This is a genomic window from Pseudomonas sp. SWRI22 (assembly GCF_014268395.2).
GTDB lineage: Bacteria > Pseudomonadota > Gammaproteobacteria > Pseudomonadales > Pseudomonadaceae > Aquipseudomonas > Aquipseudomonas paracarnis.
Genome location: NZ_JABWQK020000001.1, coordinates 1196983 through 1212318, shown reverse-complemented (window position 1 = coordinate 1212318; position 15336 = coordinate 1196983). Strand labels below are relative to the sequence as shown.

Here is a 15336-nt window from a genome sequence, read left to right as displayed (position 1 = left end):
AGCGACCACCGTGAGCCGCCTGCTACTGAACTGCGACATCGGCGAAAGCTTTGGCAACTGGACCATGGGTCTGGACGCCGAAGTCATGCCGTTCATTGATTGCGCCAACGTGGCTTGCGGTTTCCATGCCGGCGACCCGAGCATCATGCGCAAGACCGTCAGTCTGGCGTTCAAGCACGGCGTACAAGTGGGCGCCCACCCGGCCTACCAGGACCTGCAAGGCTTCGGCCGGCGCTCCATGAACTACACGCCGCAGGAAATCCAGGACCTGTTGCACTATCAGATCGGCGCGCTGGACGGCATCTGCCGCGCTCAGGGCGGGCGCGTCAGCTATGTGAAACCCCATGGTGCGATGTACAACGACATGATGGCCAACCCCGCGCAGTTGCGTGCGGTGATCCAGGCCGTGGCCGCCTACGGCGACCTGCCGCTGATGCTGCTGGCCACCCGGGATAACCGCGCGGCCCAAGCGTTGGGTGATGAATACGGGGTGACGCTGTGGTTCGAAGCCTTTGCCGACCGTGCCTATGACAGCAAGGGCCATCTGGTTTCCCGCCAGTTGCCCGGCGCGGTGCACCATGACAGCGAAACCATTGTGCAGCAGGCCCTGACCCTTTCCCGTGGCGAATCGCTGATTGCCAGCGACGGCAGTCCATTGGTACTCCAGGCCAATACCCTGTGTGTGCATGGCGACAACGCCAGTTCGGTCGCTGCCGTGCAGCGTATCCGTGAAGCGTTGAAAACAGCATGAACCCACGCATCGAAGTGGTGGCGATCGACTGCCTGATGGTGCGCCTGTTTGACGTGATCGCCGAAGCCAACATGCCGTGGATGCTCGCGGCTACCGAGCGCCTGCGCAATGGCTTTGGCTTGGCATTGGTGGACCTGGTGCCGTCCTACACCACCTTGATGGTGCATTACGATCTCACTGCGCTAACCCCGGCCCAGGCCCGGGCGCTGATTGACCAGGCCCTCACCGATCTGCAACCCCAGGCCCAGGGCAGCGGCCAGTGCCATGTGTTGCCAGTGTGGTACGACCTGAGTGTCGGCCCGGAACTGACCTTGCTGTCCCAGCGCAGCGGGCTGGCCGTGGAGGAGGTGGTCCGCCGCCACAGCGCCCACGAGTACCAGGTATTCGCCCTGGGCTTTGCCCCTGGGTTTGCCTTTATGGGGCTGGTGGACGAAGTGCTCGCCACCCCACGCCTCAACACGCCGCGCAAACGCGTGGCCGCTGGCAGTGTCGGTATCGCCGAACGGCAGACCGCCGCTTACCCGGTGGTGTCCCCAGGCGGCTGGAACCTGATCGGCCGCACCCCGGCCAAACTGTTCGACCGTGAGCGCGACGGCTACAGCCTGATGCAGCCCGGCGACACGGTGCGCTTCGAAGCGGTCAGCCACGCGCAATTCATCCACTTGGGTGGCGACGACACGCCGCTGGAGGCGCAGGCATGAGCCGCTTGATCATCGAGGCCAGCACGCCGCTGTGCCTGTTGCAGGACGGCGGGCGATTCGGCGTGCGTCATCTGGGCGTGACCCAGGGCGGCGCGCTGGATTGGGTGTCGATGTCCTGGGCCAACTGGCTTTTGGGCAATGCCCTGGATGCCCCGGTGGTGGAAATTACCCTGGGGGGCTTTACCGTACAGGCCGAGGATTATTGCCTGCTGGCCTTGGCCGGTGCGGACCTGGGCGCCTATGTCGATGAGCGGGCGATAAGCCCCGGTCGCAGTTTTATTCTGCAAAAGGGCCAGCGACTGCGCTTCACCCAGCCGTTCAATGGGGCACGCGCTTATCTGGCCGCGCCCGGTGGCTTTGATGCGCAGGCGGTACTGGGCAGTTGTGCCACGGTCGTGCGCGAAGCGTTGGGCGGCGTGGACGGTTTCGGCAAGGCCTTGGCCGAAGGCGGGCGGTTGGCGTATTCCGGTACGGGCGGTGCAATGAAGGTGCTGGTCAACCCGGATGTGCAATCCGCTGCATCACTGGACGTGATCATCGGCGCGCAGATAGGCCAGTTCAGCGGGCAGAGTCTGTTTGATGCCTTCAACGCCGAATGGTCTCTGGACAGCCGTGCCGACCGCATGGGCGTGCGTTTGCTCGGCACGCCGTTGCAGTATCAGGGGCCGTCGTTGATTTCCGAAGGGATACCGTTGGGCGCGATCCAGGTGCCCCCGGATGGGCAGCCGATTGTGTTGCTCAATGACCGGCAGACGATCGGCGGTTACCCGCGGTTGGGCGCGTTGACACCTTTATCCTTGGCGCGGCTGGCGCAGTGTCTGCCGGGGGAGAAGGTGCGGTTGGCACCGGTGGTGCAGGAGGCTGCGCATCGGCAGCACATCAAGTTTTTGCAGCAGTTTGCCGATCGCTAAAAAGCATCGCAGGCAAGCCAGCTCCCACAGAGGAATGCATTCCAACTTTGAAATGCAGTCAACATGTGGGCGCTGGCTTGCCTGCGATGAGGCCGGTCAAAACACCGCCTATTTCGAGAGAAAGCGCATACCTTCTTCCAACCCGCGCAGCGTCAGCGGGTACATCTGATCCTCCACCAACTCGCGAACAATCCCCGTCGACGCTGTATAGCCCCAAGTGTCTTTTGGGTAGGGGTTAATCCAGATCAGCTTCTTGTACTTGGCCATGAAGCGCTGCATCCACACATACCCCGGCTCCTCGTTCCAATGCTCGACGCTGCCGCCGGCCTGAGTGATTTCATAGGGCGCCATGGCCGCATCGCCGATAAAGATCACTTTGTAGTCGGCGCCGTATTTGTGCAGCAGATCCTGGGTGGACGTGCGCTCCGAGGTGCGACGCTGGTTGTTCTTCCACACCGACTCGTACACAAAGTTATGGAAATAGAAGTACTCCAGGTGCTTGAACTCGGTCTTGCACGCGGAGAACAGCTCTTCGCAGATCTTCACGTGGGCATCCATCGAGCCGCCGATGTCGAACAGCAGCAACAGCTTGATAGTGTTACGCCGTTCGGGGCGCATCTGGATATTCAGCAAGCCGGCATCGCGGGCGGTGTGGTCAATGGTGCCGTCGATATCCAGCTCTTCGGCCGCGCCCTGGCGGGCAAACTTGCGCAGGCGGCGCAGGGCGATCTTGATGTTGCGCGTGCCCAGTTCCACCTGGTCGTCGAGGTTCTTGTACTCGCGCTGGTCCCAGACTTTCACCGCCTTGCCCTGACGCTTGCCGGCGTCACCGACGCGAATGCCTTCAGGGTTGTAGCCGCCAGAACCAAAGGGGCTGGTGCCGCCGGTGCCGATCCACTTGTTGCCACCGGCGTGGCGTTCTTTCTGTTCTTCCAGGCGTTTCTTGAACTCCTCGATCAGCTTGTCGAGGCCACCCAGGGACTGGATCTGCGCGCGTTCCTCATCGCTCAAGGAACGTTCGAATTCCTTGCGTAGCCATTCTTCGGGGATCAGCGCCTGCAGGTGGTCGTCGAGCTTTTCCAGGCCGTTGAAATAGGCGCCGAAGGCCCGGTCGAACTTGTCGAAGTGCCGCTCGTCCTTGACCAGGATCGCCCGTGCCAAGTAGTAGAACTCGTCCATGTCGGCGAAGGTCACGCGCTGTTTGAGCGCGTTGATCAGGTCGAGCAGCTCGCGCACCGACACCGGTACCTTGGCGGCACGCATTTCGTTGAACAGGTTGAGCAGCATCAGCGATTACCGCGACGGCTCATGAACGCCAGACGCTCCAGCAACTGCACGTCTTGCTCGTTCTTCACCAGGGCGCCAGCCAGGGGAGGGATGGCCTTGGTCGGGTCGCGCTCGCGCAGCACTGCTTCGCCAATATTGTCGGCCATCAGCAGCTTGAGCCAGTCGACCAGCTCGGAGGTGGACGGTTTTTTCTTCAGGCCCGGCACCTTGCGCACATCGAAGAACACGTCCAGCGCTTCGCTGACCAGGTCTTTCTTGATGTCCGGGTAGTGCACATCCACGATCTTTTGCAGTGTGGTACGGTCGGGGAAGGCGATGTAGTGGAAGAAGCAGCGGCGCAGGAACGCGTCCGGCAGCTCTTTTTCGTTGTTGGAGGTAATGATGATGATCGGGCGCTTCTTAGCTTTGATGGTCTCATCGATTTCGTAGACGTAGAACTCCATCTTGTCGAGTTCTTGCAGCAGGTCGTTGGGGAACTCGATGTCGGCCTTGTCGATTTCATCGATCAACAGGATCACCCGCTCTTCGGACTCGAAGGCTTCCCACAGCTTGCCCTTCTTCAGGTAGTTGCGCACGTCGTGCACCTTGTCCACGCCCAGTTGGGAGTCGCGCAGGCGGCTGACCGCGTCGTACTCGTACAGGCCCTGGTGCGCCTTGGTGGTGGACTTGATGTGCCAGGTGATCAACCTGGCACCGAAGGATTCGGCCAGTTGCTCGGCAAGCATGGTCTTGCCGGTGCCCGGTTCGCCCTTGACCAGCAGCGGCCGCTCCAGGGTGATGGCGGCGTTGACGGCCAGTTTCAGGTCATCGGTAGCCACATAGGCCTGGGTGCCTTCGAACTTCATCGGTCATTCCTCGAATTCATCAATGGCCTGACTATACCGCGCAGCCCCGGCGACTGTGAACGCAGACGGGGCATTCAGTCTCTGAATGGCGGGTCACATCAGCCCTGGCCCATGCAGGAAGTGTGGGAGCTGGCTTGCCTGCGATGACGGTGTATCAGTGACAGATGAGTTGGCTGACCCACCGCCATCGCAGGCAAGCCAGCTCCCACAGGGTTAATCAGCGCTAGGCTTGGGCTGTTCGTAACGAGCATTGAAGGCCTGGATGAACCCATTGCGCAGAATCGCGATCACCGCAGAAAACGCACTGATATTTTGCTGATGCACGCTACCGCTCAGCTCCACACGGGTGGCGAACTGGTTTTTACGCTGGTTTTTCAGCACGGTTTCGCTGGCGCCCACCACGGCTTCCCAGATCGAACGGAAGATATTCTTGTCCTGGTTTTCAACGTCTTGTTGCCAGTCGAACACCTCCACATCACGCAGCAGTGGCTTGATGTAGCCGGTGAGCTGGCCATTTTCAGCCTGGGCTTCGATCACCACATCACCCGTGCCTGCCTTGAAGTCGAACTTGCCATAGGCCGATGCAAAGTCGTTCATGCGTTTGAGTTGCAGGTCGCGGGCGCGGAAGCGGAACTCGAACTCTTCGAAATCGCTCAGCGGGTCAAAGGTGGCGTTGGCTTCTAGGGGCGCCTGGCCTTGCAGCAGTGCCTTGCCTTCAAAGCGTGCATCGCGCTTGCCTTTGACATCCACCACATTGGTCAGGTTATAGAAGCTGGCGTTGACCCCGGTGGCGTTGATATTCACCTGAGGCTTGGAGCTGAAGTTATGGAAGGCGATCTCGCCGTCTTCGATGCGCACTTCATTGAGGGTAATCGGCAGCAGCTTGCGCAGTTGTTCCTGCCAGTCGGTGCCCTTACCGGTCTGGGACGCCTGTTTGTTGGCCCCGCCGTCGACGAAGTTGATCTGCGGGCGCACAAAATGTCCTTCGGCCACGACGGCATGGTCGTACCACAGCGAATGCCAGCTCACTGCGAACTCGATCAGCGGCGCCTTGACGAACGGCACCGGGACCTTGCCGTCCACCTTGACGATTTGCAGGCCGTTGATCCGGTATGCGCCGCGCCATAGCGCAAGGTCCACATCGGCAATCTCGCCACGGTAATCGCCCATGTTGGCGAGTTTGTCGTTCAGGTAGTTGCGCACCAGGTAGGGCAGCGCGATGTGCACGGCAATCAGGACCAGCACCAGAGCGGCGATTGTCCCTAACGGCCAACTGTAGCGACGTTTCATTGGGCAGTTCTCCTAGCTTGTAGGGGATTGACTGTTCTGATCGTCGCAACGTTCCTCCTTCTGGACGCTTGGGAGCACGAGGCATACCCTTGGGGCCTTTCCCAAAGTCTCGACAACAGGAATCGTCATGAGCCGCATCTTCGCAGACAACGCGCACTCCATCGGTAATACGCCTCTGGTTCAGATCAACCGCATCGCACCGCGTGGCGTGACGATCCTGGCCAAGATCGAAGGGCGCAACCCGAGTTATTCGGTCAAGTGTCGCATTGGCGCCAGCATGGTCTGGGATGCAGAAAGCAGCGGCAAGCTCAAGCCGGGCATGACCATTGTCGAGCCGACTTCGGGCAACACCGGTATCGGCCTGGCGTTTGTCGCCGCCGCCCGTGGCTACAAATTGCTGCTGACCATGCCGTCGTCCATGAGCCTTGAGCGCCGTAAAGTGCTCAAGGCTCTGGGCGCCGAACTGGTGCTGACCGAGCCGGCCAAGGGCATGAAGGGCGCCATCGACAAGGCTGCCGAGATCGTCGCCAGCGCCCCGGCCACCTACTTTATGCCGGCCCAGTTCGATAACCCGGCAAACCCTGCGATCCACGAGAAAACCACCGGCCCGGAAATCTGGAACGACACCGATGGCGCCGTGGACGTGCTGGTGGCAGGCGTGGGGACCGGCGGCACGATCACCGGAGTATCACGCTATATCAAGAACACGGCGGGCAAGCCGATTCTGTCGGTGGCCGTGGAACCCATGGTTTCCCCGGTGATCACCCAGGCCTTGGCGGGTGAAGAGATCAAACCCAGCCCCCACAAGATCCAGGGTATCGGCGCCGGATTCGTGCCGAAAAACCTCGACCTGTCGATGGTCGACCGCGTGGAGCTGGCGACCGACGAGGAGTCCAAAGCCATGGCCCGACGCTTGATGCTGGAAGAAGGCATCTTGTGCGGGATCTCCTGTGGCGCCGCCATGGCCGCGGCCGTGCGCCTGGCCGAGAAGCCGGAGATGCAGGGCAAGACTATTGTGGTGATCTTGCCGGACTCCGGTGAGCGCTACCTGTCGAGCATGTTGTTCAGCGATTTGTTTACCGAGCAGGAAAACCAGGCCTGATCTTAAGGGCAACCCTGTGGCGAGGGAGCTTGCTCCCGCTGGGTTGCGCAGCGGCCCCATTATTCTGGGAGCGCTTCGCACTCCAGCGGGAGCAAGCTCCCTCGCCACAAGGTTGATGTATGTCACCCGGTCGGTCTGGGCCTTCTGCATAATGGCTCAAGTGTTTATCATGGCCGGCTGTTACGTCTGGTTTCCCATTGACGGAAATTTGCTGGCCAGGCGCTTATTTCCAGGAGTTGCTGCATGACCTTTTCTTTGGCCGCCAAACTGTCGGTGTTGCTGCTGTTCATCGGCAGCACGCTGTATGTGCACCTGCGTGGCAAGGCCCGTTTGCCGATGTTGCGTCAGTTCGTCAACCATTCGGCGCTGTTCGCCCCATATAACGCCCTGATGTACCTGTTTTCCGCGGTGCCGTCCAAGCCCTACCTGGACCGCAGCAAGTTCCCGGAACTGGATGTGCTCAAGGACAACTGGGAAGTGATCCGCGAAGAGGCCATGCACCTGTTCGACGAGGGCTACATCCGCGCCGCCGAAAAGAACAACGACGCTGGTTTCGGTTCGTTTTTCAAGAAGGGCTGGAAGCGTTTTTACCTCAAGTGGTACGACAAACCGCTGCCATCGGCCGAGGCGCTGTGCCCCAAGACCGTGGCGTTGGTGAGCAGCATCCCTAACGTCAAGGGCGCGATGTTTGCGCTGTTGCCGGGCGGCAGTCACCTCAACCCGCACCGCGATCCGTTTGCCGGTTCCCTGCGTTATCACCTGGGGCTGTCCACGCCGAACTCCGACGACTGCCGTATCTTCGTCGACGGCCAGGTTTACGCCTGGCGCGACGGTGAAGACGTGATGTTCGACGAAACCTACGTGCACTGGGTGAAAAACGAAACCGAACAGACCCGGGTGATCCTGTTCTGCGACATTGAGCGGCCATTGAGCAACCGCGTGATGACCCGCATCAACCGCTGGGTCAGCAAGCAACTGGGTCGCGCAACCGCACCGCAGAACCTCGATGACGAGCGCGTGGGCGGCATCAACCAGGCGTACGCCTGGAGCAAGACCTTCAGCGACAAGTTCAGTGGCCAGGTCAAACAGTGGAAGCGCAAGCATCCCAAGGCCTACCGCATTGCGCGGCCGGTGCTGGCGGTGGCGGTGCTGGTGCTGCTCTGGAAGTGGTTGTTCGGGTAAAAGCAGTTTCTAGAGACAAGCTACAAGCTACAAGCTACAAGCTGGCAACTTACTTGCAGCTCAAAGCTTGTAGCTTGAGGCTGTCCTTTAGGACGCGATCAACTGGCGCAGCACGTAGTGCAGAATCCCACCGGCCTTGAAGTACTCCACTTCATTCAAGGTATCAATCCGGCACAGCACCTCAACCTTCGCGCTGCTGCCATCCTCCCGCGTGATCACCAGCGTCAGGTTCATTCGCGGCTCGATCTCGGCATCGGTCAGCCCGTGGATGTCGATCTTCTCCTTGCCGGTGAGCTTGAGCGTCTTGCGGTTCTGATCCAGCTTGAACTGCAACGGCAACACGCCCATGCCTACCAGGTTGGAGCGGTGGATACGCTCGAAACTCTCGGCGATCACCGCCTTGACCCCTAGCAGGTTAGTGCCCTTGGCCGCCCAGTCGCGGCTGGAGCCGGTACCGTATTCCTGGCCGGCGATCACCACCAGCGGTGTGCCCGAGGCCTGGTACTGCATGGCGGCATCATAGATCGCCATTTTCTCGCCCGTAGGGACATACAGCGTGTTACCGCCTTCTTCGCCGCCGAGCATTTCATTGCGGATACGGATATTGGCGAAGGTGCCGCGCATCATCACTTCATGGTTGCCCCGGCGTGAGCCGTAGGAGTTGAAGTCACGCGGCTCCACGCCCTGTTCGCGCAGGTAGCGCCCGGCCGGGCTATCGGCCTTGATATTGCCGGCTGGAGAGATGTGGTCGGTGGTTACCGAATCCCCCAGCAGGGCCAGCACGTTGGCGCCCTTGACGTCCTCGATCACCGGCAGCGGGCCAGCAATGTCGTCGAAGAACGGCGGGTGCTGGATGTAAGTGGAATCTTGCTGCCATACGTAGGTGGCTGCCTGCGGTACTTCAATGGCTTGCCATTGCTCGTCGCCGGCAAACACTTCGGCATATTCCTTGTGGAACATGCTGGTGCTGACTTGGGCCACCGCTTCGGCGATTTCCTGGCTGCTGGGCCAGATGTCCTTGAGGTACACCGGATTACCCTGCTGGTCATTGCCCAGCGGCTCGCTGCTGATGTCGATGCGCACGGTACCGGCCAGCGCGTAGGCGACGACCAGGGGTGGCGAGGCCAGCCAATTGGTTTTCACCAGTGGGTGCACGCGGCCTTCGAAGTTACGGTTGCCGGACAGCACCGAGGCCACGGTGAGGTCGGCCTTCTGGATGGCTTTTTCGATCGGCTCGGGCAGGGGCCCGGAGTTGCCGATACAGGTGGTGCAGCCGTAGCCCACCAGGTCGAAGCCAAGCTTGTCCAGGTACTGGGTGAGGCCCGCGGCCTTGTAGTAGTCGGTGACCACTTTGGAGCCCGGCGCCAGGGAGCTTTTCACCCAGGGCTTGCGGGTCAGGCCTTTTTCCACGGCTTTTTTCGCCACCAGCCCGGCCGCCATCATCACGCTGGGGTTGGAGGTGTTGGTGCAGGAGGTAATCGCGGCGATCACCACCGCGCCGTTTTTCAGGCGATAGGTGTTACCTTCGTATTCATAATCCGCCTCGCCGACCAGGTCGGCATTGCCCACGGCAACGCCGCCTCCGCCTTCGCTTTCCAGGCGGCCTTCTTCTTTGCTGGTGGGCTTGAATTGCAGGTCGAGAAAATCGCTGAACGCTTGGCCTACATTCGGCAGGGCGACGCGGTCCTGGGGGCGTTTGGGCCCGGCAAGGCTGGCCTCGACAGTGCCCATGTCCAGGGCCAGGGCATCGGTGAACACCGGCTCCTGGCCGGCGTTGCGCCACAGGCCTTGAGCCTTGGTATAGGCTTCCACCAACTTGACCGTCTCAGCCGGGCGGCCGGACAGCCGCAGGTAGTCCAGGGTCACCTCATCCACCGGGAAAAAGCCACAGGTCGCGCCATATTCCGGTGCCATGTTGGCGATGGTCGCGCGGTCGGCCAGGGGCAAATCGGCCAGCCCGTCGCCGTAGAACTCGACGAACTTGCCCACCACACCTTTCTTGCGCAGCATTTGCGTGACGGTCAGCACCAGGTCGGTGGCGGTAATGCCTTCCTTGAGCTTGCCGGTGAGCTTGAAGCCGATCACTTCCGGGATCAGCATCGACACCGGTTGGCCGAGCATGGCCGCTTCGGCTTCGATGCCGCCCACGCCCCAGCCCAATACGCCGAGGCCGTTGATCATGGTGGTGTGGGAGTCGGTGCCTACCAGGGTATCGGGGAAGGCGTAGGTGCGGCCGTCTTCCTCTTTGGTCCACACGGTGCGGCCCAGGTATTCGAGGTTGACCTGGTGGCAGATACCGGTGCCCGGCGGTACCACGCTGAAGTTGTCGAAAGCGCTTTGGCCCCAGCGCAGGAAGGCGTAGCGTTCGCCGTTGCGCTGCATCTCGATATCGACGTTCTGCTCGAAGGCGCTGGTGCTGCCAAACTTGTCGACCATCACCGAGTGGTCGATCACCAGGTCCACCGGTGACAGCGGGTTGATGCGCTGCGGGTCGCCCCCGGCCTTGGCCACGGCGGCGCGCATGGCGGCCAGGTCGACCACGGCGGGTACCCCGGTAAAGTCTTGCATCAGCACGCGAGCGGGGCGGTACTGGATCTCGCGGTCGGACTGGCGTTCTTTGAGCCAGGCGGCGATGGCCTTGAGGTCGGTGCCGGTGACGGTCTTGGCGTCTTCCCAGCGCAGCAGGTTTTCCAGCAGCACCTTGAGGGACATCGGCAGCTTGTCCAGGTCACCCAGGCTCTTGGCGGCTTCGGGCAGGCTGAAGTAGTGGTAGGTTTTGCTGTCTATTTGCAGTGTCTTAAGGGTTCTCAGGCTATCAAGGGATGACATTACATGACTCCTTATGGTCCGCACGGCTACGGACCTGACGGGACGAACAGAGCTATCACGTTAGCGCTGTTTTCATTAGCAGGCTAATAACTGGACTCTATCGCTGAGTCCAAGGTTCCGAACTCGGCTATCATGCGCGCGTTTTCATGACAGGTATTGCGATAGCGCAACGCCGGTTGATTCACCAGGAGATTCAATGAACACCCTTTTTATGCACTGCCGCCCGGGTTTTGAAGGCGAAGTCTGTTCCGAGATCGCGGAGCACGCTGCGCGCCTGAACGTTTCCGGCTACGCCAAGGCCAAGACCGGCAGCGCCTGCGCCGAATTTGTCTGCACCGAAGAAGACGGCGCCCAGCGCCTGATGCACGGCCAGCGCTTTGCCGAGCTGATCTTCCCCAGGCAGTGGGCGCGCGGGGTGTTTATCGACCTGCCGGAAACCGACCGCATCAGCGTGATCCTCGCCCACCTGCGCGAGTTTCCGCTGTGCGGCAGCTTGTGGCTGGAGATGGTCGACACCAATGACGGCAAGGAACTGTCGAACTTCTGCAAGAAATTCGAAGTGCACCTGCGCAAAGCCCTGCTTAACGCCGGCAAGCTGGTGGACGACCCGAGCAAGCCGCGCCTGCTGCTGACCTTCAAGAGCGGCCGCGAAGTGTTCATGGGCCTGGCCGAGTCGAACAACTCGGCGATGTGGCCCATGGGCATCCCGCGCCTCAAGTTCCCGCGTGATGCGCCCAGCCGCTCGACCCTCAAGCTGGAAGAGGCCTGGCACCACTTCATCCCCCGTGACCAGTGGGACGAACGCCTGCACGGCGACATGACCGGCGTCGACCTCGGCGCAGCACCGGGCGGCTGGACCTGGCAACTGGTCAACCGTGGCATGCTGGTGACCGCCATCGACAACGGCCCCATGGCCGAAAGCCTGATGGACACAGGCCTGGTGCAACACCTGATGGCCGACGGCTTCACCTTCGTGCCCAAGCAGCCGGTGGACTGGATGGTCTGCGATATCGTCGAGAAACCTGCGCGCAACGCGGCACTCTTGGAAACCTGGATCGGCGAAGGGCATTGCCGCGAGGCGGTGGTAAACCTGAAGTTGCCGATGAAACAGCGTTACGCTGAGGTGAAGCGCCTGCTGGAGCGCATCGAAGAGGGCTTCAAGGCGCGCGGCATTCGTGTGGAGATAGGCTGCAAGCAGCTCTACCACGACCGCGAAGAGGTAACCTGTCACCTGCGCCGCCTGGTAGACGTAAAGAAATCCAAAGGCCGCTGATATTAAATGTGGGAGCTGGGTTGCCTGCGAAAGCGGTATAACAGTCGAAGTTTATGTTGAATGTGCCCCCGTCATCGCGGGCAAGCCCGCTCCCACATTGTTGAGCGGTGCCAGTTTTAGGAGTGAAGTATGAGTCTTGAACAGCCTGTCGACGGCACCCTCGACGCCACCGGCCTCAACTGCCCGGAACCCGTGATGATGCTGCACCAGCACATCCGCGACCTGCCGGCGGGCGGCCTGCTCAAGGTCATCGCGACCGACCCGTCGACCCGTCGCGATATCCCCAAGTTCTGCGTGTTTCTCGACCACGAACTGGTGCGTCAGCAGGAAGATGCTGGCACCTACCTGTACTGGATCCGCAAAAAAGCCGATTAAGCCTGCGCCTTTTCGGCCCGTATGCGTCGGCGTGCGCTGCGCGCCAGACGCACCACCAACATCCCCGCCGCACAGCTCAAGCCCACGATCAGACCTTGCCATAAACCGCTCGGGCCGCTGGGCTCACCGAGCCAGTTGGTCAGGCCCAGGGCGTAACCCACCGGCAGGCCCACGCCCCAATAGGCGAACAAGGTCAGCACCATGGTCACCCGGGTGTCCTGGTAGCCGCGCAATGCGCCGGCGGCGGTGACCTGGATCGAGTCAGAGAACTGGAACAGCGCCGAGAACACGATCAGCATCGACGCCAGGTGGATCACTACCGGATCGGGGGTGTAGATCGCTGCAATCTGCTCGCGAAACAACAGCATCAAGCTGCAGGAAAAGCAGGCATACGCCAGTGCGGTGCCCATGCCGACGCCGGCGGCGAAGCGTGCTTCCCGAGGTTCGCCGCGCCCCAACGCCTGGCCGACGCGCACGGTGACGGCCATGCTCAGGGAATAGGGGATCATGAACACCAGGGAGCTGACGTTCAGCGCGATCTGGTGACCTGAGACCACCGTGGCGCCCAGGCTGCCGATCAACAAGGCGATCACCGCAAAAATACTCGATTCGGCAAAGATCGCCACGCCTATCGGCAGGCCAATGCCCAACACGCGCTTGATCACCGCCCACTGCGGCCAGTCGAAGCGCTTGAACAATTCGCTGCTTTGATAGGCCGCGCCCCAGCGCGTCCAGATGGCCAGGCCGATCATCATCACCCACATCGCAATCGCGGTAGCCCAGCCACAACCCACGCCGCCCATGGCCGGTACGCCCAAGTGGCCGTAGATGAAGATGTAGTTCAGCGGAATATTCAGCGCCAAGCCGCACAAGCCCATGACCATGCTCGGCCGTGTGCGGCCCAGGCCGTCACTGAAACAGCGAAACACGTAGTACAACGCCACCGCCGGCATACCGGCGGCGATGCCGTGCAGGTAGCCCATGGACGGCTCGATCAAGTCGGGTTCGACCTTCATCGCATGCAGGATCGGCTCGGCGCATAGCAACAACAGCGCCCCTGCGATGCCAACCACGACGGCCAGCCACAATGACTGACGCACCAAGGGCCCGATCTCGCTGAACTGGCCCGCACCGTAGCGCTGGGCGACTTTCGGCGTGGTGGCCAGCAGAGTGCCGGTCATCAACAGGTACACCGGGATCCAGATCGAATTACCCAGGCCCACCGCCGCCAGGTCCTGCGGGCTCACGCGCCCGGCCATCACCGCGTCGACGAAGCTCATCGCGGTGGTGGCCAGTTGGCCGATCATGATCGGCAAGGCCAGCGTCAGCAGGCCGCGCACTTCCCGGCTGATGCGGGCGGGGCGGGAGAGGGTAGCGGTGGCAGTGTTCACGTACAGGTGTCCAATAAAAAGGCAGTCGCAAGGACGGCGGATTCTACGCGTTGACGCAGCGGTCAGGAAAAAACCTGTGTTAGGGATTTGTAAGCGATGCGCCCAGGCCAGCGCTGACCCCTGTGGGAGCTGGCTTGCCTGCGATGCGGGCACCTCGGTCCATCAGGCAAACCGGGTCGATGCAATCGCAGGCAAGCCAGCTCCTACACAGGATCTTCTGTACACTGCCAATCCGCCAAAGGAGCCTGCCATGCTGATTGTTGCCGACGAAAATATCCCGCTGCTCGATGCATTCTTCGAAGGGTTTGGCGAGATTCGCCGCGTGCCCGGCCGTTCCATCGACCGCGCCACCGTCGAGCAGGCCGATGTACTGCTGGTGCGCTCGGTGACCAACGTCAACCGTGCCTTGCTTGAGGGCAGTAACGTGCGCTTTGTCGGCACCTGCACCATCGGCACCGACCATCTGGACCTCGACTACTTCAGGCAAGCGGGTATCCAGTGGTCCAGCGCGCCCGGCTGCAATGCGCGTGGGGTGGTGGACTACGTGCTTGGCAGCTTGCAGACCCTGGCTGAAATCGAAGGCGCTGACCTCAAGCAGCGTACCTACGGCATCGTCGGCGCGGGTGAAGTCGGCGGGCGCTTGGTCAAGGTGCTCCAGGGCCTGGGCTGGAATGTGTTGGTGTGCGATCCGCCGCGCCAGATTACCGAGGGCAGTAATTTCGTCAGCCTGCAGCAGATCATCGAGCAATGTGACGTGATCAGCTTGCATACGCCGCTGATCAAGTCCGGCAACGGTTCTACCTGGCACCTGCTTGATCGCCAGCGCCTGGAACAGCTCAAGCCAGGCACATGGCTGATCAATGCCAGCCGGGGCGCGGTGGTGGACAATGCGGCCCTGCGCGAGGTGTTGCTGGCGCGCGAAGACCTGCAAGCGGTGCTGGACGTGTGGGAAGGCGAGCCCGAGGTGGACGTCGACCTGGCTGACCTGTGCGTGCTGGCCACGCCCCATATCGCCGGTTACAGCCTTGATGGCAAGCAGCGTGGCACTGCGCAGATTTACCAGGCGCTGTGCGCGCACCTGGGCCATGAACCGAGTATTCGACTGAGTGATTTGCTGCCGGCCCCCTGGCTGGCCGAGATGCACCTGCATCCTGAGACTGACCCGGCCTGGGCGCTGGCGACCTTGTGCCGCAGTGTGTACGACCCACGCCGTGACGACGCGGATTTCCGTCGCAGCCTGGTGGGCACTGTGCAGGAGCAGCGCCAGGCCTTCGACCTGCTGCGCAAGCATTACCCGGAACGTCGCGAGGTCGATGGCTTGAAGGTGCGCATCAAGGGGGAGTCGGCGGTGCTGTCACAGATCGTGACTGCTCTGGGTGCCGAACACCTATAACTGTAG

General features: G+C 61.5%; 13 protein-coding genes. 8 read left to right on the top strand and 5 right to left on the bottom strand.

Annotated elements, in window-relative coordinates; all coding sequences use genetic code 11:
* The first annotated feature begins 10 nt into the window (after positions 1-10).
* Genes HU730_RS05145 through HU730_RS05135 form a run of 3 tightly spaced genes read left to right on the top strand, consistent with a single transcriptional unit; the run spans position 11 to position 2363 of the window.
* Positions 11-751, top strand: coding sequence for a 5-oxoprolinase subunit PxpA (locus tag HU730_RS05145; protein WP_034126630.1), 741 nt, complete (start codon positions 11-13; stop codon positions 749-751).
* Positions 748-1452 (top strand): allophanate hydrolase subunit 1, encoded by a 705-nt coding sequence (locus HU730_RS05140; RefSeq protein WP_186526611.1) that lies wholly within the window; start codon positions 748-750, stop codon positions 1450-1452. The genes HU730_RS05145 and HU730_RS05140 overlap by 4 nt, the downstream gene beginning before the upstream one ends.
* On the top strand, positions 1449-2363 hold the full coding sequence (locus HU730_RS05135; protein ID WP_186526612.1) for a biotin-dependent carboxyltransferase family protein: 915 nt from the start codon (positions 1449-1451) through the stop codon (positions 2361-2363). Before HU730_RS05140 ends, HU730_RS05135 begins: the two co-directional genes overlap by 4 nt.
* A 108-nt stretch (positions 2364-2471) precedes the next feature.
* Here HU730_RS05135 and HU730_RS05130 read toward each other — a convergent pair whose 3' ends face one another.
* The 3 genes from HU730_RS05130 to HU730_RS05120 form a co-directional block, all read right to left on the bottom strand.
* Positions 2472-3650: a VWA domain-containing protein gene (locus HU730_RS05130; RefSeq protein WP_003189625.1), complete on the bottom strand. Its 1179-nt coding sequence runs from the start codon at positions 3648-3650 to the stop codon at positions 2472-2474.
* Complete coding sequence (locus HU730_RS05125; RefSeq protein ID WP_003189627.1) at positions 3650-4495, bottom strand: MoxR family ATPase; 846 nt, start codon at positions 4493-4495, stop codon at positions 3650-3652. The genes HU730_RS05130 and HU730_RS05125 overlap by 1 nt, the downstream gene beginning before the upstream one ends.
* Positions 4496-4708: 213 nt before the next feature.
* The gene (locus HU730_RS05120; RefSeq protein WP_186526613.1) at positions 4709-5785 is read right to left on the bottom strand and encodes a DUF748 domain-containing protein; all 1077 of its coding nucleotides are present in this window, start codon (positions 5783-5785) and stop codon (positions 4709-4711) included.
* Between the two features lie 127 nt (positions 5786-5912).
* Here HU730_RS05120 and cysK point away from each other — a divergent pair, with 127 nt between their 5' ends.
* Together cysK and HU730_RS05110 are read left to right on the top strand one after the other, a co-directional pair.
* The gene (cysK, locus tag HU730_RS05115; RefSeq protein ID WP_186526614.1) at positions 5913-6887 is read left to right on the top strand and encodes a cysteine synthase A; all 975 of its coding nucleotides are present in this window, start codon (positions 5913-5915) and stop codon (positions 6885-6887) included.
* 243 nt (positions 6888-7130) lie between these two features.
* Positions 7131-8069, top strand: coding sequence for an aspartyl/asparaginyl beta-hydroxylase domain-containing protein (locus HU730_RS05110; protein WP_034126635.1), 939 nt, complete (start codon positions 7131-7133; stop codon positions 8067-8069).
* Positions 8070-8156: 87 nt separating this feature from the next.
* Here HU730_RS05110 and acnA read toward each other — a convergent pair whose 3' ends face one another.
* Positions 8157-10898 carry an aconitate hydratase AcnA gene (gene acnA, locus HU730_RS05105; RefSeq protein ID WP_186526615.1) on the bottom strand — a complete coding sequence of 914 codons (2742 nt, stop codon included), beginning with the start codon at positions 10896-10898 and terminating at the stop codon, positions 8157-8159.
* 196 nt (positions 10899-11094) lie between these two features.
* On the opposite strand from acnA, the gene rlmM reads away from it, so the two are divergent.
* Positions 11095-12171 (top strand): 23S rRNA (cytidine(2498)-2'-O)-methyltransferase RlmM, encoded by a 1077-nt coding sequence (rlmM, locus tag HU730_RS05100; protein ID WP_054919968.1) that lies wholly within the window; start codon positions 11095-11097, stop codon positions 12169-12171.
* A 129-nt stretch (positions 12172-12300) separates the two neighbouring features.
* On the top strand, positions 12301-12546 hold the full coding sequence (tusA, locus tag HU730_RS05095) for a sulfurtransferase TusA (protein WP_054919964.1): 246 nt from the start codon (positions 12301-12303) through the stop codon (positions 12544-12546).
* On the opposite strand, the gene HU730_RS05090 is transcribed toward tusA, so the two are convergent.
* Positions 12543-13937 (bottom strand): MATE family efflux transporter, encoded by a 1395-nt coding sequence (locus tag HU730_RS05090; RefSeq protein ID WP_014717502.1) that lies wholly within the window; start codon positions 13935-13937, stop codon positions 12543-12545. The genes tusA and HU730_RS05090 overlap by 4 nt on opposite strands.
* 250 nt (positions 13938-14187) lie before the next feature.
* Between HU730_RS05090 and pdxB the strand changes: the two genes are divergently transcribed.
* A complete protein-coding gene (gene pdxB, locus HU730_RS05085) occupies positions 14188-15330 on the top strand; it encodes a 4-phosphoerythronate dehydrogenase PdxB (RefSeq protein ID WP_186526616.1) in 1143 nt (380 codons plus the stop codon).
* The last annotated feature ends 6 nt before the right edge of the window (positions 15331-15336 follow it).